At 51.1% G+C, this 18,979-nt stretch carries 13 protein-coding genes and 1 tRNA gene; 10 read left to right on the top strand and 4 right to left on the bottom strand.

Going from position 1 to position 18,979, the window contains the following annotated elements:
- Nucleotides 1-142 precede the first annotated feature (142 nt).
- The 8 genes from AC5L4R_RS03065 to rapA all read left to right on the top strand — a co-directional run bounded on the left by AC5L4R_RS03065 (nucleotide 143) and on the right by rapA (nucleotide 12,659).
- On the top strand, nucleotides 143-3,073 hold the full coding sequence (locus AC5L4R_RS03065; RefSeq protein ID WP_494472622.1) for a 2-oxoglutarate dehydrogenase E1 component: 2,931 nt from the start codon (nucleotides 143-145) through the stop codon (nucleotides 3,071-3,073).
- Between the two features lie 129 nt (nucleotides 3,074-3,202).
- On the top strand, nucleotides 3,203-4,471 hold the full coding sequence (odhB, locus tag AC5L4R_RS03060; RefSeq protein ID WP_494472621.1) for a 2-oxoglutarate dehydrogenase complex dihydrolipoyllysine-residue succinyltransferase: 1,269 nt from the start codon (nucleotides 3,203-3,205) through the stop codon (nucleotides 4,469-4,471).
- Between the two features lie 109 nt (nucleotides 4,472-4,580).
- Complete coding sequence (lpdA, locus tag AC5L4R_RS03055) at nucleotides 4,581-6,029, top strand: dihydrolipoyl dehydrogenase (protein WP_494472620.1); 1,449 nt, start codon at nucleotides 4,581-4,583, stop codon at nucleotides 6,027-6,029.
- Nucleotides 6,030-6,150: 121 nt separating this feature from the next.
- The gene (gene sucC, locus AC5L4R_RS03050) at nucleotides 6,151-7,320 is read left to right on the top strand and encodes an ADP-forming succinate--CoA ligase subunit beta (protein WP_494472619.1); all 1,170 of its coding nucleotides are present in this window, start codon (nucleotides 6,151-6,153) and stop codon (nucleotides 7,318-7,320) included.
- A 43-nt stretch (nucleotides 7,321-7,363) separates the two neighbouring features.
- On the top strand, nucleotides 7,364-8,266 hold the full coding sequence (sucD, locus tag AC5L4R_RS03045; RefSeq protein WP_494472618.1) for a succinate--CoA ligase subunit alpha: 903 nt from the start codon (nucleotides 7,364-7,366) through the stop codon (nucleotides 8,264-8,266).
- A 133-nt stretch (nucleotides 8,267-8,399) separates the two neighbouring features.
- Complete coding sequence (locus AC5L4R_RS03040; RefSeq protein WP_494472617.1) at nucleotides 8,400-8,816, top strand: diacylglycerol kinase; 417 nt, start codon at nucleotides 8,400-8,402, stop codon at nucleotides 8,814-8,816.
- A complete protein-coding gene (locus AC5L4R_RS03035; protein WP_494472616.1) occupies nucleotides 8,813-9,601 on the top strand; it encodes a DUF72 domain-containing protein in 789 nt (262 codons plus the stop codon). The genes AC5L4R_RS03040 and AC5L4R_RS03035 overlap by 4 nt, the downstream gene beginning before the upstream one ends.
- Nucleotides 9,602-9,794: 193 nt before the next feature.
- Nucleotides 9,795-12,659 carry an RNA polymerase-associated protein RapA gene (gene rapA, locus AC5L4R_RS03030; protein WP_494472615.1) on the top strand — a complete coding sequence of 955 codons (2,865 nt, stop codon included), beginning with the start codon at nucleotides 9,795-9,797 and terminating at the stop codon, nucleotides 12,657-12,659.
- Between the two features lie 116 nt (nucleotides 12,660-12,775).
- Here the strand turns inward: rapA and AC5L4R_RS03025 are convergent, their stop codons facing one another.
- Nucleotides 12,776-13,660, bottom strand: coding sequence for a PM1805 family lipoprotein (locus AC5L4R_RS03025; protein ID WP_494472614.1), 885 nt, complete (start codon nucleotides 13,658-13,660; stop codon nucleotides 12,776-12,778).
- Nucleotides 13,661-13,879: 219 nt separating this feature from the next.
- On the opposite strand from AC5L4R_RS03025, the gene AC5L4R_RS03020 reads away from it, so the two are divergent.
- Nucleotides 13,880-15,448, top strand: a complete 1,569-nt coding sequence (locus AC5L4R_RS03020) for a D-alanyl-D-alanine carboxypeptidase/D-alanyl-D-alanine-endopeptidase (RefSeq protein WP_494472613.1) — start codon at nucleotides 13,880-13,882, stop codon at nucleotides 15,446-15,448.
- Between the two features lie 59 nt (nucleotides 15,449-15,507).
- Here AC5L4R_RS03020 and AC5L4R_RS03015 read toward each other — a convergent pair whose 3' ends face one another.
- The 3 genes from AC5L4R_RS03015 to AC5L4R_RS03005 form a co-directional block, all read right to left on the bottom strand.
- The gene (locus AC5L4R_RS03015; RefSeq protein ID WP_494472612.1) at nucleotides 15,508-15,786 is read right to left on the bottom strand and encodes a hypothetical protein; all 279 of its coding nucleotides are present in this window, start codon (nucleotides 15,784-15,786) and stop codon (nucleotides 15,508-15,510) included.
- Nucleotides 15,787-15,917: 131 nt separating this feature from the next.
- Complete coding sequence (locus AC5L4R_RS03010) at nucleotides 15,918-17,558, bottom strand: phospholipase D-like domain-containing protein (RefSeq protein ID WP_494472611.1); 1,641 nt, start codon at nucleotides 17,556-17,558, stop codon at nucleotides 15,918-15,920.
- A 44-nt stretch (nucleotides 17,559-17,602) separates the two neighbouring features.
- On the bottom strand, nucleotides 17,603-18,400 hold the full coding sequence (locus AC5L4R_RS03005) for a hydroxymethylpyrimidine/phosphomethylpyrimidine kinase (RefSeq protein WP_494472693.1): 798 nt from the start codon (nucleotides 18,398-18,400) through the stop codon (nucleotides 17,603-17,605).
- A gap of 273 nt (nucleotides 18,401-18,673) precedes the next feature.
- Between AC5L4R_RS03005 and AC5L4R_RS03000 the strand changes: the two genes are divergently transcribed.
- Nucleotides 18,674-18,764: transfer RNA gene (locus AC5L4R_RS03000), tRNA-Ser, on the top strand.
- Nucleotides 18,765-18,979: the final 215 nt, after the last annotated feature.

Here is an 18,979-nt window from a genome sequence, read left to right as displayed (position 1 = left end):
TACCTAGCATTTGGCAAATTTATGGTATATATTTCTTGGCAAAATCTGATGATGAAGCAATTGATGTTACGCTATAGCTTAAAAAATATATTGTTATCTTAACCTTTTAATGTTTAATGTCGCACAATTAAAGAAGCCGATTATGACTCAATCCCAACACACCGATTCACCAGCGGCACGCTTTACTGAGCTGTCTGCTGACAACGCCGCTTACCTTGAAGCCCTGTATGAGCAATACACGCAAGACCCAAGCAGCGTTGATCCTAGCTATTTGCCGTACTTTGAGCAGTTTGCTAGCGATAACGATGACGAAGCACTGTATAACGCCATTCAAGATCAGTTTGTGCTATTGGCACGCAATACCACAGCCGCCAAACCCAATTCGGTTGGCAGCACTGCGGGTAATGGTGAGTGCAGCATTGAGGAGCTACGAGAGTTTAGCCAACACCAAATGGGTGTGCAAAAACTCATCACAAGCTACCGCCGCCGTGGGCATCGCTTGGCAAAACTCGACCCACTAGGCTTAATGCCACGTCCACAAATCGAAGAACTGACGCTTGAGTATCATGGTCTGTCAGAAGCGGATTTAGACACGGTGTATCCTGTCAGTGACATGCATATTGGCAAGTCAAAAGCAACTTTGCGTGAAATCATTGAAGTTTTGCAGCGCGTATATTGCAGCAGTATTGGCTCAGAGCATTTTCACGTCACCACTGCTAAAGAAAAGCGTTGGATAGAGCAGTATCTTGAGCAAAATTTGGGCTACATCGATTTTAGCAACGAAAAACGCGAATCAATCCTTGAGCGTCTAACCGCTGCTGAAGGGTTAGAAAAATACTTGGCGCGTAAGTACACGGGCGTGAAGCGTTTTGGTCTTGAAGGTGGCGAAAGCTTTATCCCGATGGTACATGAGATGATCCAGCGTGCTGGTGAAAACGGTACCAAAGAGATGGTTATCGGCATGGCGCACCGTGGACGCCTGAACTTGTTGGTCAATATCTTGGGTAAAAATCCTAAAGATTTGTTTGATGAATTCGATGGTAAAGTTGCGCCAAAACATGGTTCAGGTGACGTCAAATACCATAAAGGTTTTTCATCAAACGTCATGACCCCAGGCGGTGAAGCGCACTTGGCGTTGGCATTTAACCCATCACATCTAGAAATCGTCTCGCCCGTGTTGATTGGTTCGGTACGTGCACGGCAAGTGCGTCGTGACGATACCACAGGCAACCAAGTCTTGCCGATTGTGGTGCACGGCGATGCAGCATTCGCGGGTCAAGGTGTGAACCAAGAAACGTTCCAAATGTCGCAAACGCGTGCGTACGCGACAGGCGGCACTATTCATATCGTGATTAATAACCAAATCGGTTTTACCACCAGCCGTTTAGAGGATGCGCGTTCTACCGAATATTGTACTGACATTGCCAAGATGGTACACGCGCCGATTTTCCATGTAAACGGTGATGACCCAGAGGCGGTGGTATTTATTGCGCAGTTGGCACACGATTACCGCAAGACCTTCCATAAAGATATCGTTGTGGATTTGTATTGCTATCGCCGCAATGGTCACAACGAGGCAGATGAGCCTTCAGCGACGCAACCATTGATGTATAAAGTAATCCGTGCGTTGCCATCAACCCGTGAAATCTACGCCAAAAAATTGGTAGAAGCAGGGGTTATCACCGAGCAACAAGCCACTGAGCTTGAAGACGACTACCGTGATTCACTGGATAAGGGTGAATACGTTGCCAGCGCGTTGGTAATGCAGCCTAACCGCTCTTTGTTCGTTGATTGGACTCCGTATTTAGGCCATGACTTGGTTGATGAATGGGATACGAGTGTCAGCATTGAACAGCTTAAAGCCTATGGTGAGCGCGTGGCGCAGCTACCCGAAGGTTTTGAACTACAACGTCAGGTCAAAAAAGTTGTTGAGCAACGCCTTGCTATGCAAACGGGTGAAGAGCCCCTAAACTGGGGTGCGGCCGAAACGTTGGCCTATGCCTCCTTGGTGGATGCAGGGCACCCTGTCCGTATCACGGGTGAAGACGTGGGACGTGGTACGTTCTCACATCGTCATGCCGAGCTATACAACATCCAAGACGGTCAAATGTATGTCCCGTTGGCGAACTTAAACCCTGAGCAGGCACGTTTTGACACCTTTAACTCGCTATTGTCCGAAGAAGCCGTATTGGCGTTTGAGTATGGTTATGCCACCACCGCACCCAATGCCTTGGTGATTTGGGAAGCCCAGTTTGGTGACTTTGCCAACGGTGCACAGGTTGTTATCGACCAGTTTATCTCAAGTGGGGAGACCAAGTGGCAACGCCTGTGCGGCTTGACCATGTTGTTACCACATGGCTATGAAGGCCAAGGCCCTGAGCACTCCTCGGCACGTTTAGAGCGTTATTTGCAGCTGTGTGCAGAAGACAACATGCAGGTTGTCACGCCAACCACGCCTGCGCAGATTTTTCATGCGCTGCGCCGTCAAGTGCTACGCCCTGCGCGCAAGCCATTGATTGTGATGTCGCCTAAGAGCTTGCTGCGTCATAAACTGGCGGTATCAACGCTTGATGAATTGGCAAACGGTCGTTTTGAAACCGTTATTTCAGAAATCGATGATTTGAACGCCGATAAGGTTACGCGTTTGGTATTCTGTGGCGGTAAGGTATACTATGATCTACTGGAAAAACGCCGCGAGCTTGGACTAAACAATGTTGCTTTGGTGCGCATTGAGCAGTTATATCCGCTGCCTGAAGAACGCATGCTTGAGGAAGTGAAAAAATATCCAAACCTTGAAGATATCGTATGGGCACAAGAAGAGCCGCGTAACCAAGGAGCTTGGTACTACATTGCACCGCATATGTTCCGCTTATTTGCGCCACCAAAACCTGCTAAACGCCCAACCAAAGCCTATCTACGTGAGCCCGTAGCACGTCCGTCATCGGCAGCACCAGCGGCAGGCTTGATGCAGATGCACGTTGAGCAGCAAAAACGCGTGGTTAATGAAGCCCTTGGCATCGATGAGCAACCAGCCGACGACAAGGCAAGCGCAAAAGACGTAGAGAACAAATAAAAATTCGGGCAATACCATGTATTGCCCTGATTTGTGTACAAAATTTGAGCCTGGCTTAAACTGCAATACCTTAAATAAACGAAACAAACCATTTGCATTAAACAAACTGATTACATCAGGAGCATTAAAATGAGCGAGATTAAAGCCCCCGTATTTCCAGAATCGGTTGCCGATGGCACGATTGTAAGCTGGAACTTTGCTGAAGGTGACCAAGTTAAGCGCGATGACGTATTGGCAGAGATTGAAACCGATAAAGTCGTCCTAGAAGTTGTTGCCCAAGCTGATGGTGTATTGGGCAAAATCATCAAACAAGTCGATGACACCGTGTTGTCTGATGAAGTGATTGGCGAGCTTAACGAAGGCGCGACCAGCGAAAAATCAAGCGACACGGCCGCAGCAGACAACCAGCAGACGCAAGAAAAATCGTCGGATAGCGAATCAGACCAAGGCACAACTGTACCACCAGAATCGGTAGCAGCACCTGTACAAGCCAAATCTGACAGCGCGGAGCAACCCCACAAAGACCAAAGCCCAGCGGTGCGCAAAGCCGCTAACACCACAGGTATCAATCCTGCTGACGTGGAAGGCACAGGTCGTGGTGGGCGTGTGACCAAGCAAGACATGGCAAACCCAACCTTGAAAGCCAACGCCAACATCAAAGCTGACAATGGACAAGCGGTTGCCGATGCGGTTGGACAACGCGCGGACAAACGCGTACCGATGACGCGTTTGCGCCAACGTGTGGCAGAGCGTCTGATGTCGGCAACGCAAGAAACCGCCATGCTGACGACGTTCAACGAAGTCAATATGAAGCCTATCATGGATATGCGCAGCCAATACAAAGAGCGTTTTGAAAAACGCCACGGTGTCAAACTTGGCTTTATGTCATTGTTTGTCAAAGCTGCCACTGAGGCCTTAAAACGCTTCCCAGCGGTGAATGCATCGATTGATGGCAATGATATCGTTTACCATGGTTACTATGATGTTGGTGTTGCCGTATCAACCGACCGCGGCTTGGTGGTGCCTGTGTTGCGTGATACCGACCAAATGAGCATGGCAGATATCGAGCGCGGCATTGGTGACTATGCTAGCAAAGCACGCGAAGGCAAGCTTGGTATTGATGAGATGACAGGCGGTACTTTCACCATCACCAACGGCGGTGTATTTGGTTCATTGTTATCAACGCCAATCTTGAACCCACCACAAACCGCTATCTTGGGTATGCACAAAATCCAAGAGCGTCCGATGGCGGTCAATGGTCAAGTGGTAATTTTGCCAATGATGTACTTGGCATTGTCATATGACCATCGCATGATTGATGGTAAAGAAGCGGTACAGTTCTTGGTAACCATCAAAGAGTTGGTGGAAGATCCTGCAATGCTGCTTTTGGATTTGTAATTTAACCACCCATGGTTGCAACGTTTTTAGATAATAGGGCTTATTTTGTAATAAGCCTTATTGTCGAAAAATTAAGCCATATTAAACAATTATAACCTTAGGAAAAATTATGAAAGATTCATACGATTTAATCATCATCGGTGGCGGCCCAGGCGGCTATGAAGCGGCAATCCGTGCAGGTCAGCTGGGCATGAGTGTGGCCTGTATCGAAAAACGCGTACACAAAGGTGAACCAGCATTGGGCGGCACGTGCTTAAACGTCGGCTGTATCCCATCAAAAGCCTTGCTTGATAGCTCACACCGTTATGAAATGATTAAAGATGACGTGGCAGAGCATGGTATCAGCACAGGCGAAGTTGCCATTGACATCAGCAAAATGCTATCGCGCAAAGATGCGATTGTGAAACAATTGACAGGCGGTGTGGCAGCCTTGCTAAAAGGCAATAAAGCCGACTGGCTACAAGGCACAGGCACGCTGATTGATGGTAAAGGCGCGGACAAAAAAGTTCAGTTCACCCCATTAGATGGTGGCGATGCAGTGACCTTGACTGCCAAAAACGTGATTTTGGCATCAGGCTCTGTGCCGATTGATATTCCCGTTGCGCCCATCGATCATGAATACATCGTTGATTCGACAGGTGCGCTTGATTTTGCTGAAGTGCCTGCGCGTCTAGGGGTGATTGGCGCAGGGGTGATTGGACTTGAGCTGGGTTCAGTATGGCGGCGTTTGGGCGCAGAAGTGGTGGTGTATGAAGCCATGCCAACCTTCTTGGCAGCAGCAGACAGCGCGGTCAGCAAAGAAGCATTGAAGCTTTTGACCAAACAAGGTTTGGATATCCGCCTTGATACCAAAGTCACCAAGGCAGAGGTCAAAGACGGCAAAGTGGTTGTCACCACCGATGCCAAAGGCGAAACGCAAGAAGAAACCTTTGACAAGTTGATTGTGTGCGTGGGTCGCCGTGCTTACAAAGAAAACTTGCTTGGTGAAGATGCTGGCGTTGAGCTCACCGAACGTGGTTTGGTGGCAGTCAATGACTACTGCAAAACCAACCTTGATGGCGTGTATGCCATCGGTGACTTGGTGCGCGGCCCAATGCTTGCCCACAAAGCAATGGAAGAAGGCATGATGGCGGTTGAGCGCATTCATGGTGAAAAAGTTCAAGTCAATTATGACACCATCATCAGCGTGATTTATACCCATCCAGAAATTGCATGGGTTGGCATGACCGAAGAGCAGGCCAAAGCGCAAGGTATTGAGGTCAAAACAGGGCAGTTTAGCCTAGCGGCAAATGGTCGCGCGTTGGCCGCAGGTGAAGGTCAAGGCTTTATCAAGGTGGTTGCCGATGCCAAAACAGATCGTCTGCTGGGTATGCACGCTGTGTCAGCAGGTGCAGGCGACATCGTCCATCAAGGCATGATTGCGATGGAATTTGTCTCAAGCATTGAAGACTTGCAGTTGATGACATTTGCTCACCCAACCATTTCTGAAGCCGTGCATGAAGCGGTACTATCAGCCGATGGGCGCGCGATTCACGCGATTCAACGCAAGCGTAAATAAGCCCTTGCAAAAATGAAGGTTGCCAAATCGTTTGGACGAATAACAGGCGGTTTGGCATAACCAAGTAAGCGTTTGACAATTTTTATATAACGTTTTTTACAGCAAAAATGAGGATAAATTCATGAATTTACATGAGTATCAAGCCAAAGAACTTCTTGCTAAATACGGCTTGCCTGTTCAACAAGGCATCTTGGCACACAATGGTGACGAAGCAGCACAAGCGTTTGACAAAATGGGTGGCAAATTTGCCGTCATCAAAGCCCAAGTACACGCAGGCGGCCGCGGTAAAGCAGGCGGCGTAAAAGTTGTGAAATCACGCGAAGAAGCCAAAGAAGTTGCCGATAGCCTAATTGGCACCAATTTGGTGACCTATCAGACCGATGCCAACGGCCAGCCTGTAAACAGCGTGTTGGTTGCTGAAGACATGTACCCTGTGCAAACCGAATTGTATTTGGGCGCGGTGGTAGACCGCTCAGCGCGTCGCGTGGTGTTCATGGCATCAACCGAAGGCGGCGTTGAAATCGAAAAAGTTGCCGAAGAAACCCCCGAAAAAATCATCAAAGTTGTGGTTGATCCTTTGGTTGGTTTGATGCCAAACCAAGCGCGTGAAGTGGCGTTCAAATTGGGTCTCAAAGACAAGCAAATCAACGCATTTGCCAAATTGATGACGGGCGCCTATCGTGCATTTATCGAAAATGACTTTGCGCTATTTGAAATCAACCCACTAGCCGTGCGTGAAAATGGTGACTTGGCGTGTGTGGATGCCAAAGTTGGTATCGACTCAAACGCTTTGTACCGTCTGCCAAACGTCGCTGAACTTCGCGATAAGAGCCAAGAAAATGAGCGCGAGCTTAAAGCGTCTGAATTTGACCTAAACTACGTTGCACTCGAGGGCAATATCGGCTGTATGGTCAATGGCGCAGGCCTTGCCATGGCAACCATGGATATCATCAAGCTATACGGTGGACAACCTGCTAACTTCCTAGACGTGGGCGGCGGTGCGACCAAAGAGCGCGTGATTGAAGCGTTTAAAATCATCTTGGATGACGACTCAGTCAAAGCCGTGTTAATTAACATCTTTGGCGGTATCGTACGCTGTGACATGATTGCTGAAGCTATTATCGCGGCGGTCAAAGAAGTCAATGTGACTGTGCCTGTCGTGGTGCGTCTTGAGGGCAACAACGCCGAATTGGGCGCAAAACTGCTTGACGAGTCAGGCTTGAAATTGATTTCAGCACAAGGCTTGTCAGACGCAGGTAAAAAAGTCGTTGAAGCCGTGCAAAACGCTTAATGCAATAGATTGATAAAATTTTGTTAAAATAAAAGGAACAACCATGAGTGTATTGATTGATAAAGACACCAAAGTGTTGGTGCAAGGTTTTACGGGTAAAAACGGTACGTTCCACTCAGAACAAGCCATTGAATACGGCACTAAAGTTGTCGGCGGTGTGACCCCAGGTAAAGGCGGGACTACTCACCTAGGCTTACCTGTATTTAACACCATGGATGAAGCGGTCAAAGAAACTGGCGCGGATGCGTCGGTAATCTATGTGCCTGCACCATTCGTGTTGGATTCAGTGATTGAAGCGATTGACTCTGGCGTTAAACTAATCGTCATCATCACCGAAGGCGTGCCAACGCTTGACATGCTAAAAGCCAAACGCTATCTAGAAAACGTCAATGCAGACTTGACCGAAAAAGGTGAGCAAATCATCCGTATCGTTGGGCCAAACTGCCCTGGCGTGATTACCCCCGGTGAGTGCAAAATCGGCATCATGCCAGGTCACATCCATCAACCCGGCAAAGTGGGTATCATCTCACGCTCAGGTACTTTGACCTATGAAGCCGTGGCACAAACCACCAAATTGGGCTTTGGTCAATCAACCTGTATCGGTATCGGTGGCGACCCCATCCCTGGTATGAACCAAATTGACGCGCTAAAACTGTTCCAAGATGACCCACAAACCGAAGCCATCGTATTGATTGGTGAAATCGGTGGTACGGCAGAAGAAGAAGCGGCAGCGTACATTAAAGAACACGTCACCAAACCTGTGATTGGCTACATCGCTGGTGTGACAGCGCCAAAAGGTAAGCGTATGGGACACGCAGGCGCGATCATCTCAGGCGGTAAAGGCACAGCCGAAGAGAAATTCAAAGCGTTTGAAGACGCAGGTATCGCCTACACCCGTGATCCATCAAAAATCGGTGAAAAAGTTCAAGAAGTTACTGGTTGGTAATGCTTGTTTGAACGTTTAACCAAAAAAACAGCTGGTCGATGACCGGCTGTTTTTTTACATGATGTGGGCAGTTTCTGCCTATTGGGCTCAAAATCCAGTAAACTAAACGTTAGCGTTTTGACCGGCAGACACTATGAATCAATCGTCTAAATCCTCAAATAACAGCAATCTGACAGGCTATGCTGCCCAAGCCAAAGGCAAAACAGGCGTGATGCGGATCATCAAAGCGGCAGGTTATTCACGCGATGGTTTTTTGGCGGCATACCACAATGAGGCAGCGTTTCGGCAAGTGACATGGCTCAATGCCGCGCTGCTGGTTGTGTTGGTATTTATGCCGTTTGACCTTGTGGTCAAGATGGTTTTGGTGCTTGCGTCGTTTTTTTCGGTGGTGGTTGAGCTGTTTAATACCGCCATTGAAGCGGCGATCGACCACACGTCGACCGAACGCCATCCGCTTGCCAAAATCGCCAAAGACGTGGGCTCTGCGGCGCAGTTGATGGCACTTTTGCTATTGGCATTGCTGTGGGCAATGGCCGTGTGGCAGCTATGACGATTTATTTAGGCACAGGTGGCTACAGTGACACGGATTTGCTTGGTGTGTTGTACCCACCTGAGACCAAAAAAACCGATTTTTTGCAGGCGTATGCCGCGCATTATGCCAGTGTAGAAATCAACAGCAGTTTTTATGCCCCACTTGGGCGCAAGGCTTTTGAGGGCATGTTGGCAAAGTCTGGTGGGCAGGTCAAGTTTGCCATCAAGCTACACCAAGATTTTAGCCACACGTTACGCGCAACCTGCGACAGCGCGCAGGCATTTTTACACGCCATTGCCCCGATTTGTGAGCATGATTGTTTGGCGGCGTTGCTGTTACAGTTTCCGCACGGTTTTGACCGTACCATCGCGCATCGGCGGTATTTGGCGCAGTTGGTCGGCTGGTTTGGCGGTATGCCATTGGCGATTGAGTTTCGTCATGCCAGTTGGCATACGCCGCAGGTGTATCACAGTTTTGCTGAGCGAGGACTGATTTGGTGCAGCGTTGATTATCCCGATGTATCAGGCTTGCCCGACAGTCGATTGGTGTTTACCAGTCGTGTAGGGTATTTGCGTTTACATGGCAAAAATCCGAATTGGTGGGATGCACACAGTGCCAGCGAGCGGCACGATTATCGCTACAGTGCGCCGCAAATGCAGGCATGGGCACAGTCGATTGCCAATCAGCAGGCGAATTTTGACACGTTATTTGTGTATTTTGAAAATACGGTCAAAGCCCATGCGGTGTATAATATCGCCACGTTGCGCCAAGCGTTGGCGGATCTGGGGCTGGATGTGCGCTAGTTGGGTCGGATTTTATAGGCATTCACGCGTTGAAAATACGGCTAAAATACGCGCCAAACCTTGATTTTACGCCATCGGCACGCATCATAATGAAGTGCCAATGGTGTGCTGGGTTGCCAAATTTAGGCAGATAATGACAGCGCGGCAGCGGGCATGCAACGGTAAAAATAACAGCGGTAAGCGGTGAGGTAGTATGACGGATTTTGCCATAGGACAGCGGTATTTATCAGACACCGAAAGCGAGCTTGGGCTTGGCGTGGTGGTATTGGTTGATGAGCGCAGCGTGCAGGTGTTGTTTGCCCAAAGTGAGGCTATGCGCGTGTATGCCAAAGCGTCAGCACCGTTGTCGCGTGTGGTGTTCAAGGTCGGTGACAGCATCCAAGACCAAGATGGTAACACCTACACCGTGCGCGCTGCCGAAGAGCACGACGGCGTGTACAAATACCATGTAGAAGAAAGCGACAAGCCGCTGATGGAGACGCGGTTGGCAGCCAATCTGACCCTTGCCAAACCGCTTGAGCGTTTGCTTGCCAATCGCTTGCATGACAACAGCTGGTATGAGCTGCGCCAACGTCTGCTACACACGCAAGGCAATTTAGCCAGCCATCCGCTGCGTGGTTTGATGGGCGCGCGTGTCGATATCATCGAGCACCAGTTGTATATCGCCCACGAGGTGGGTAAACGCCTTGCACCGCGTGTGCTGCTTGCCGATGAGGTGGGGCTTGGTAAGACCATCGAGGCAGGGCTCATTATTCACCAGCAGTTGCTCACGGGCAAGGCGGCGCGCGTGTTGGTGCTTGTGCCTGATAGCTTGCAATACCAGTGGATGATTGAGCTTAAGCGGCGTTTTAATCTTGATTTTGCGATTATGGACTTGGTGCGCACGGCGGCGATTGCCGAGCATGATCCCGAGCAAAATCCGTTTTTGACCGAGCAATGTATCATCGCAAGTCTTGATTTGCTACTTGACCATGCTGATTTGGCGAATAAGGCGCTGGCGGCAGGTTTTGATTTGTTGGTGGTTGATGAGGCGCACCATCTGCATTGGCACAGCGAAAATGGCGGTAATGACAACTACCAGTTGGTTGAGCGTTTTGCCGCGCAGACGGATGGCGTGCTACTATTGACCGCAACGCCCGAGCAGTTGGGGCTTGAAAGCCATTTTGCGCGGTTACGTTTGCTTGATCCACACCGCTTTGCGGATTTGGACGAGTTTTTGGACAGTGAGGCAAAATTTGCCCAAATTGCGGCGATTGCCGAGGTGCTGCTTGGTGATACGCCATTGAGCGAACGCCAGCAACAGGCGTTGGCAGGCTTGCTTGGGCATGATATCAGCGATGATGAAGCAGGGCGTGCGCAGACAATTCATGAGTTGCTTGACCGTCATGGCACGGGGCGCGTGCTGTTTCGCAACACCCGTGACAGTGTGGCGCAGCTGATTGACGGTTTTCGTGGTCGCCATGCCATCGGCTATGCGCTGGCGCTGCCAGACAGTTGGCGCGATACCCTGCACACGCATGGCAAATTGCGTGAACAGCTGTGGAGTGAGGAGCTGTCGCCCGATGGCGAATGGCTGCAAGATGATCCACGCGTGCCGTGGCTGATTGACCTGCTGCGCCATACGTTGCGTTATCATAAGGTGCTATTGATTGCGCGTAGTGGCGCGACGGTGGAGAGCCTAGACGCAGTGCTGCGCTTACATGGTGGGATCAAAACCGCGCTGTTTACCGAACAGATGACGCTGCTTGAGCGCGACCAAGCGGCGGCGTATTTTGCTGATCATGCAGGGGCGCAGGTGCTACTTGCATCCGAGATTGGTTCAGAGGGGCGCAATTTTCAATTTGCCAGTGATTTGGTATTGTTTGATTTGCCTGCCAATCCCGATACCCTTGAGCAGCGCATTGGGCGGCTTGATCGCATCGGGCAGCAGCATGACATCACCATTCATGTGCCATATGTCGAGGGCACAGCAACGGCACGGCTGTATCGTTGGTATGATGAGGCATTGAATATCTTTAGCCAAATTTCACCGACCGCGCAAAGTGTACAAGAGCAGCTGATTGTTGAGCTCAAGCCCGTGCTTGAGGGTAAGGATTTGACGCTAGATGATGGCGAGGTGCTAACCAATGCCGCGGCGTTAGAGGCGTTAATCGCTCAAGGGCGCGCGCTGCGATTTGATTTAGAAGACGCGCTACAACAAGGACGCGACCGTCTGCTGGAATATAACTCTTGCCGTCCACGCGTGGCACGAAAAATCGCCGACACGCTGCGCGAGTTTGATGATACCCACAGCTTACCGCGTTTGTTTGAAGATTTTTTAAGTGCGATTAATTTGGAGTATAGTGGGCAACGTGACGGTTCGTTGGTGCTGCAACCCAGTGATGAAGTCGCGCTGCAGGGTTTGTCTGTACCTGAAGAGGGCATGACACTAACGTTTGAGCGTGAGCACGCACTGGTGCGCGAAGACGTGGCGTTTATGAGCTATGAACACCCGTTTATGCAAAGCATTTTTGATACAGTAACACACGGCACGTTTGGCAATGCCACGGTCGCTTTGCTGCAAAGCCGTGCGATGCCTGAGGGTATGCTGTTGGTTGAGGTCAATTTTCGTGTTGAGGCGATCGCGCCTAAGTTGTTGAACTTGCCTGCATACTTGCCCACGCCGCTGATTCGGGTATTTTTGAGCCAACAAGGCACAGATTTTAGCGAAAAAATCGCCAGTGATATGATCGCACCGTACATTCAGCGGTTGGATAAAACCCGTGCGCGGCAGGTCATCAAGGCACGGCGTGATATCATCGAGCAGCGGTTTGAACAGGCGCAAACCATTGCCGCCGCCCAGCTACCTGCCATCGCCGAGCAGGCGCAGCGCGTGTTTCAGCAGCGTTGGCAACGTGAGATTGAGCGGTTACGCTATCTACAGCGCGTCAATCCTAACGTACGTGACAGCGAGATTAGCGCGTTAGAGCGTATACAAGCGCAAGGTGAACAAGCGTTGGCGCAGCTTGCGTTGGTGGCTGACAGCGTGCGCGTGTTGGTGACCGTTAAGCCTGAATAGATATGAACAAACAAAATTTAGGCATGATTGCGTTTGTATAAAAAAACCAACCGTTTGTCATACAAGCGGTTGGTTGATTTTTTTAAGCGTTGATGTTTAAATCAAGGTAGCAAAATTTATTGGCGTTGGGTCTTGCTGTTTTTGGGCGCAGCGTCGCCTTCGGCTTCTTGTGTAAGTTTCATCAAACGGTCACGTGCTTTGACGGCAATATCTTGTGACTTTTGCATATGCTCAACGATTTCAGGATGGGTTTCGGGCGTGGCTGTTGGATTTTTGATCATCGCTTGCGTGCCTGCGATGGACTGATTGACGCTTTCGACCATCATATCGCGCACTTGGGTGACGCGTGGGTCACTAAACTGCAATTTTGCCAAGGTGTTTTTTTGCTGGGTCATTTGATTGACGATTTGCTTAAATAGCTTGGCTTGCTCTTGCGGTGTTTTTGCCGTTTGCATTTTTTGGCCAATTTCGGCTTGCTTGGCTTGTGATTCGCGGTCAAACTCGTTGATGGTGTGAAACAGTTTGGTCAAATCGGCGCGTAGCAGGTCTTGTTTGGTTGGCGCGGTGGGTTTGGGCGTTGGATTGGCGGTGTTGCTGGCCGTTGGGGTGTCAGCTTTTGGCATGGCGGCAGGTGCTTGTGGTGCGACCGCTTCGATAGGTGAGGTTTGCGCCGTGGGCGTGTCGTTGGCTTCGGCCGCTTGCGCGCGCGGCTGAATGGCAACACTGGCAGGGGCAGGTGCTTGCGGCACAGGCACAATGGGCACGGCTGAGGCAGGTGGGGCTATCGGCTCACCAACGGGTACTGCGTCGATGGGTTTGGGCGCGGCAGGGGTGGTAGTCGGTGCGCTATCGGCTGCCGTGGTGGTTGCATCATTTGGGGCATTGGTGTTACGCTGACAGCCTGTGATGCCAAGTGCTAACGCAAGGCTGAGCGCGGTCAGTTTGCCCAATGTTGTTGCCGTGCGGCGGTATGCCCGATGAGTGGCTGGTGTTGTGCCCATAATCTGTCCTAAATCACGTCGCCCTAAAAATGTCACCAAACGCCAAACCGACGGCCAACGTCTGCCCAGCGTGAAAGACAGCCAGTTTAGCAGACCCGTCCGCCATTCGATAGTCACCGCCATTCATAAAAATGTAGAAAAATGCAACCAACCTTACGCCCTTGCTTAACCCGACTTGTCTTTGCTTGCGCGGCTGTGTGCGGTCTTGGTCAAGCCACGTTGAGCCACGCCCAAACCACCGCGCTTGCGCCCGATACCTTGCCTGCAAGCCTACAAACCGCCATCAACGCCGCAAATCTAAACCCCGACAACGTCAGCATCGTGGTCGCGCGGTTGCCCAATTTGCCGATGACCAACGACGCTGCGCCAAAGCCTGTCGAGGTCATCACTTATCATGCCAACACGCCGCGCACCCCTGCATCTACCCAAAAACTGATACCAACGCTCATCGCGCTTGATACGTTGGGCAAGGATTTCATGTGGCAAACCAAGCTGTATCAGCATGGCATCGTGTGGCGTGGCACGTTGTACGGTGATATCATCATCAAGGCCAGTGGCGATCCCAAATTGACCGCTGAGCAGCTCAGTGATTTACTTGCCCAAGTCAAAGCGCATGGCATCAAGCGCGTCACAGGTAGCGTGATGATTGACAGCCGCCGCTTTGGTGAGGTGGGGTTCGACCCCAATGCCTTTGATGGCAAGGGCTTGCGGCCTTACAACGCCATGCCCAACGCGCTGCTAATCAACTTTGGCACGCTGACTGTGACGCTTGAGCCATTTGGCAAAACCGCAGCCACTGCCCCAACAATAGCCAGCACGCCCACCCCCGCCACCATCGAGCCCACCACACAGGCAAGCATGGCAAGTAACACGCTCAAGGCCGCTGACATTGCGGGCTTTCGGGTCAAGGTATCACCGCAAATGACGGATTTTAGTGCACCGCAAACACTTGCTGTCACGCGCACACCATGTAAGCTGTCAAAGGATGATTGGATTGCCGACTTAACGCCCACGGGGTTAAGCTTTCATCAAAATCCGTCGGTGAACTGCGGCGCACAGCAGCGCTGGCTGACCTATGCCGACCCCAATCGACTGGCAAAAAACACCATTCGCTATGAGTGGCAGCAGCAGTTTCCTGAATTTGGTGGGCAGCTTGGCTTTGTTGATGACATCACGCCTGACCCCACGTGGCGACAGCGTTGGATTATGCGTCACACGCGCCCAAAGCTGCTGGCGTATGCCAGTTCTGCACCGCTTGCCGATATTATCGCCGATATCAACCACTATTCTAACAATGTCATGACCGAGCAAGTCGCCTTGTCATTGCCACTGTATGCCGACAACCAAACGGTCAGCGATTATCCAAAGACGTTTGATTTTATCGCGCGGTGGTGGCGGCAACATCTACCCGATGCGCCGCCGCCCGTCATGTCGCGCGCATCGGGGCTATGCCGCGATTGCCGCGTCACGCCAAACAGCCTTGCAGCGCTGCTGGGCTATGCCTACACGCACAAGGATTTTAATGTCTATCGCCAATCGCTGAGCGTGGCAGGCGAGACGGGCACTATGCGCGAGCTCAAAGCACGCGACCCCAATCACCCTGCCATCGGGCGGGCGTGGATCAAAACGGGTACGCTGGATGACACCATTGGCATGGCAGGCTATGTACACAGCCAATCAGGGCAGTGGTATGCCGTCGTTGGGCTGATTAACCAGCCCAACGTGCGCTTTAACCCCAAAGCCAAAACGGTGCTAGATGCTATGTTGCGCTGGACAGCGACGCAATAGCAGGCAACAAAAAAGCGCGCCGCATCAGGCACGCGTGTCACCTGCTACTGTCAAACCAATCAGTCATCAAAGCTCAAATCAATCGCCTCTGAATCGGCGATATCGCGGATATCAGAATAGTGGTCTTTGTTCAGCGCATCTTCGACCAACACCTCATCAACGCGGCTTTCGTTGATGTTTTGGCGGTGCATGGGTGTTAAGCCTTCTTCGGGCGTGGCGATGTGGCTGGCAGAGAGTGCCGCATCGTCTTCAGCATCGGCTAACACGTGCATATCATCGCGGGCTTTTGGATCGTCTAAATCGTCTTCGGTCAGTTGAGGGGTGTTGATTTGACTCATGGGATAGTTCCTTGTATTGGGCAAAAATTTTATGGTTTAAACAAAAGTTTGATGGTCAAATCTTAGCATACCCAACGCCAAACCAACGTATCACGTGCGTTATGATTGGTTTAACTTTTGCCCGTGCGGTTTTATAACAGCGGACTTAACAGCCGAATGCCGTTATCGACCAACTGACTGACATAGCCGCGTTGCCGCCATGCTGCCAGCGTCAAACGTTCGCTGTGGGCAAGATAGCGCGTTTGACAGGCAGCAATCTGTGCAATCAGCGCCGGGCTATAAATCGCCACACTAACTTCCATGTTCAAATAAAAACTGCGCATGTCCATATTGACCGTGCCAAACAGGCAATAATCGTCATCAATCGTCACGATTTTGGCATGCAGCAGCCCACCTGTGAACAGCGCAATCTCAACCCCCGTTGTCAGCAGCGGCTCATAATACGCGCGCGACGCATAATGCACCAAATTTGAATCCACCTTTTTGGGCAAATTCAGCGTCACCCGAATGCCGCGTTTTGCTGCCGTTGTCAGCGCAATCAGCAGCGGCGTATCGGGGACAAAATACGGGGTGGTGATGGTCACCGACTGACGCGCGCTAAAAATCGCTGACAGCAACGTTTCATAAATCACATGCCCCGTCAGCTCAGGCGCGGATGGTATCAACTGTAGCGCAACGTTCTCAACAGGCGCAAATCGTGACGGCAGTGTCGCAAGCGCGGTGGCATCGGCCTTGGGCGCAGACAACGCCACCTCCTCACGCTCACGCGGCCCTGCCATCACATACAGCATTGAGGTGGGCGACAGGCTCTCAGGCGTGGTTGCCGTGTACAGGCGTTTGGTAAACTGGTTAATTGACTGCTCAAGACTGGACAAATTGTCCTGCGTCTCAGCGCTGATATCCGCCGACGCGACCAGCAGCATGGCTTGCACCACATTCACCCGTGGCGCGTCCGCCATTGTCGGCGCATTTTCAATGCGCATCAGCACATCAATCCATTGCCCAACGTTGGCATTTTGCTTAAACACCTTGGGGTCAGCCAAATTAAAACTGCCCGTGTAGCCAATATTGCCATCAAACACCGCAATTTTACGATGATTGCGGATATCAATGCGCTTGACCAACGTCTTAAACAGCCCAACGGGCAACGACTCATGCACCCATACCCCTGCCGCGCGCAGCCTTGCCACCCATGGACTGGCAAAAAAATCAAAACTACCAACGCTATCGGCAAGCACATGGCACGTCACACCGCGTTGTGCTGCCGCCATCAGCGCCGTTAGCAGTGCCTCAACACGCCCTTTGGGATAAATAATATAAAACTCTAAAATAATCAGCCGCTTAGCCGCATGAATATCCGCCAGCAGGTGGTCAAACATCGCCGCCGACTCAGTCAAAAGCGTCGTCGTATGCCCGTCATACACCCCCAAACCCGTTTTACGAAAACCCAAACGGCTGATTTGTGCCGCACTGTCAGACAAATCCTGCACCTGCTGGTTAAAATCAATCGCCTGACTGCGCGCAAAATCCGCCAAAATCTGCTGCGCCGTCATACTGCGCTTGCGATAACGCCGCCCGATATTGACCTCACCAAACAGCAGATACGCCACCAACCCAATCATCGGCAAGGCAAACAAAATTGCAATCCACGCAATGGCCACGCTGTTGTTGCGCTGCTGCAGCAACACGCGCACCACCAACACCAACGTGATCAGCGTATGCACCACCACGCCAATCGTTCCCCAATCCGCTTGCAGATTATGCCACGACAATTTTATGCCTTATCGACTGATACCCTATTTCAGCACAACAACCTTTAAACATACCAAAACCGCTTTGGAATGCGCTGCCCATCGGCATGTGGGATATCTGCCGCGCGTAGTATCTGCTGCTCCCAAATATCCGCGCATTGCATCGCCACCGCCAAATCATCACCCATCGCCAAACGCCCTGCCACATAACTTGCCAAACTACAGCCTGAGCCGTGATACTCACCTGTCAGCCGCGGCAAGCGTGTGCGGTACACCTGCCGCACCGTATCGCCAGCACACGCGTATAGCGTCTGCTCAATGGCATGGGCATGGTTTTCATGCGCCGTCTTAACCAAAACCGCACGACAACCACGCTGACACAAATCACGCGCCGCCTTGTCCAAATCATCAATCCCCGTTAAATCACGCAGCTCATGGCTATTGGGCGTCGCCAGCGTGGCAAACGCCAACAACTGACCAAACGCCGCCACCAACGTCGTCTTATCGCCCAATGCCCCACCACTATTGGCAACCAACACAGGGTCAAGCACATACGGCGTGCCGCGTGCAATCACCCCCGAGGCAAACAGCTCAGCAAGTAGCGCGATGTTGTCCGTTGTGCCCAGCATACTCGACTTGACCGCGCGCACTGGCAAATCTGCCAACACCGTTTGCGCCTGCTCACGCAACAATGCCGCCTCACACGGCTCAAACCCATACACCTGTTGCGAGCTTTGCACCGTCAAAGCCGTGCACACCACCGCCGCATGGGCTCCCGACTGCCCAATCGCCTCAATATCTGCCTGCAAACCGGCCCCACCAGACGGGTCAAGCCCCGAAAAACACAACACCGTTGGACGCATCGCCATATTCAACCTGCCAAAATTCGCCAAATTGCCACAAAAAACTTGCCTGCATGTATCGGCATTTTGGCATATTTTTGCCAGAAAGTCTTGTGTTGTCACAGCGGTATGCCCAGACCAACGACAGCGTCACGAGCAGGGCAAAAATTGTCGCCGCCAATGCTACAAAACACTTGCATTTTTAAAACCGTCTGTTATAATGCCCTCCCACAATCCTATGCCGATTGGCATGTGATAGGGCATGGCACAAGGATTGGCTAACACCTAAAATTCGGTGACGTGGGTGAGTGGCTGAAACCACAGCCCTGCTAAGGCTGCATACGGGTTTACCGTATCGAGGGTTCGAATCCCTCCGTCACCGCCATTTTATCATTCGTTGCCGTAAACCTGCGACTTCAGGCGGTGGATATAAGGCAATTGTTAAATGCGATAAGTTTTGCTATACTCATCTCACTATATTCAATGTCTTACATTCCACAGTTAAGTTAAGACTAAATTGCGAGTACGCAGTAACTTAACTGGTAAGACGTTTCCAAACACACACTTAAGCTAATTCGTGTCTAAGACAATCCTAACGGT

The sequence above is a fragment of the Faucicola sp. SE7633 genome, assembly GCF_059264685.1.
Note: the sequence above shows the minus strand (reverse complement) of the source record. Positions and strands in the feature narration are given on the sequence as shown.

What these genes read in the sequence shown, in the direction of transcription:
- AC5L4R_RS03025 (WP_494472614.1), bottom strand. Translation starts at nt 13,660, where the DNA reads ATGGGCACAACACCAGCCACTCATCGGGCATACCGCCGCACGGCAACA.
- odhB (WP_494472621.1), top strand. Translation starts at nt 3,203, where the DNA reads ATGAGCGAGATTAAAGCCCCCGTATTTCCAGAATCGGTTGCCGATGGC.
- AC5L4R_RS03040 (WP_494472617.1), top strand. Translation starts at nt 8,400, where the DNA reads ATGAATCAATCGTCTAAATCCTCAAATAACAGCAATCTGACAGGCTAT.
- lpdA (WP_494472620.1), top strand. Translation starts at nt 4,581, where the DNA reads ATGAAAGATTCATACGATTTAATCATCATCGGTGGCGGCCCAGGCGGC.
- AC5L4R_RS03065 (WP_494472622.1), top strand. Translation starts at nt 143, where the DNA reads ATGACTCAATCCCAACACACCGATTCACCAGCGGCACGCTTTACTGAG.
- AC5L4R_RS03035 (WP_494472616.1), top strand. Translation starts at nt 8,813, where the DNA reads ATGACGATTTATTTAGGCACAGGTGGCTACAGTGACACGGATTTGCTT.
- sucC (WP_494472619.1), top strand. Translation starts at nt 6,151, where the DNA reads ATGAATTTACATGAGTATCAAGCCAAAGAACTTCTTGCTAAATACGGC.
- AC5L4R_RS03005 (WP_494472693.1), bottom strand. Translation starts at nt 18,400, where the DNA reads ATGCGTCCAACGGTGTTGTGTTTTTCGGGGCTTGACCCGTCTGGTGGG.
- AC5L4R_RS03015 (WP_494472612.1), bottom strand. Translation starts at nt 15,786, where the DNA reads ATGAGTCAAATCAACACCCCTCAACTGACCGAAGACGATTTAGACGAT.
- rapA (WP_494472615.1), top strand. Translation starts at nt 9,795, where the DNA reads ATGACGGATTTTGCCATAGGACAGCGGTATTTATCAGACACCGAAAGC.
- sucD (WP_494472618.1), top strand. Translation starts at nt 7,364, where the DNA reads ATGAGTGTATTGATTGATAAAGACACCAAAGTGTTGGTGCAAGGTTTT.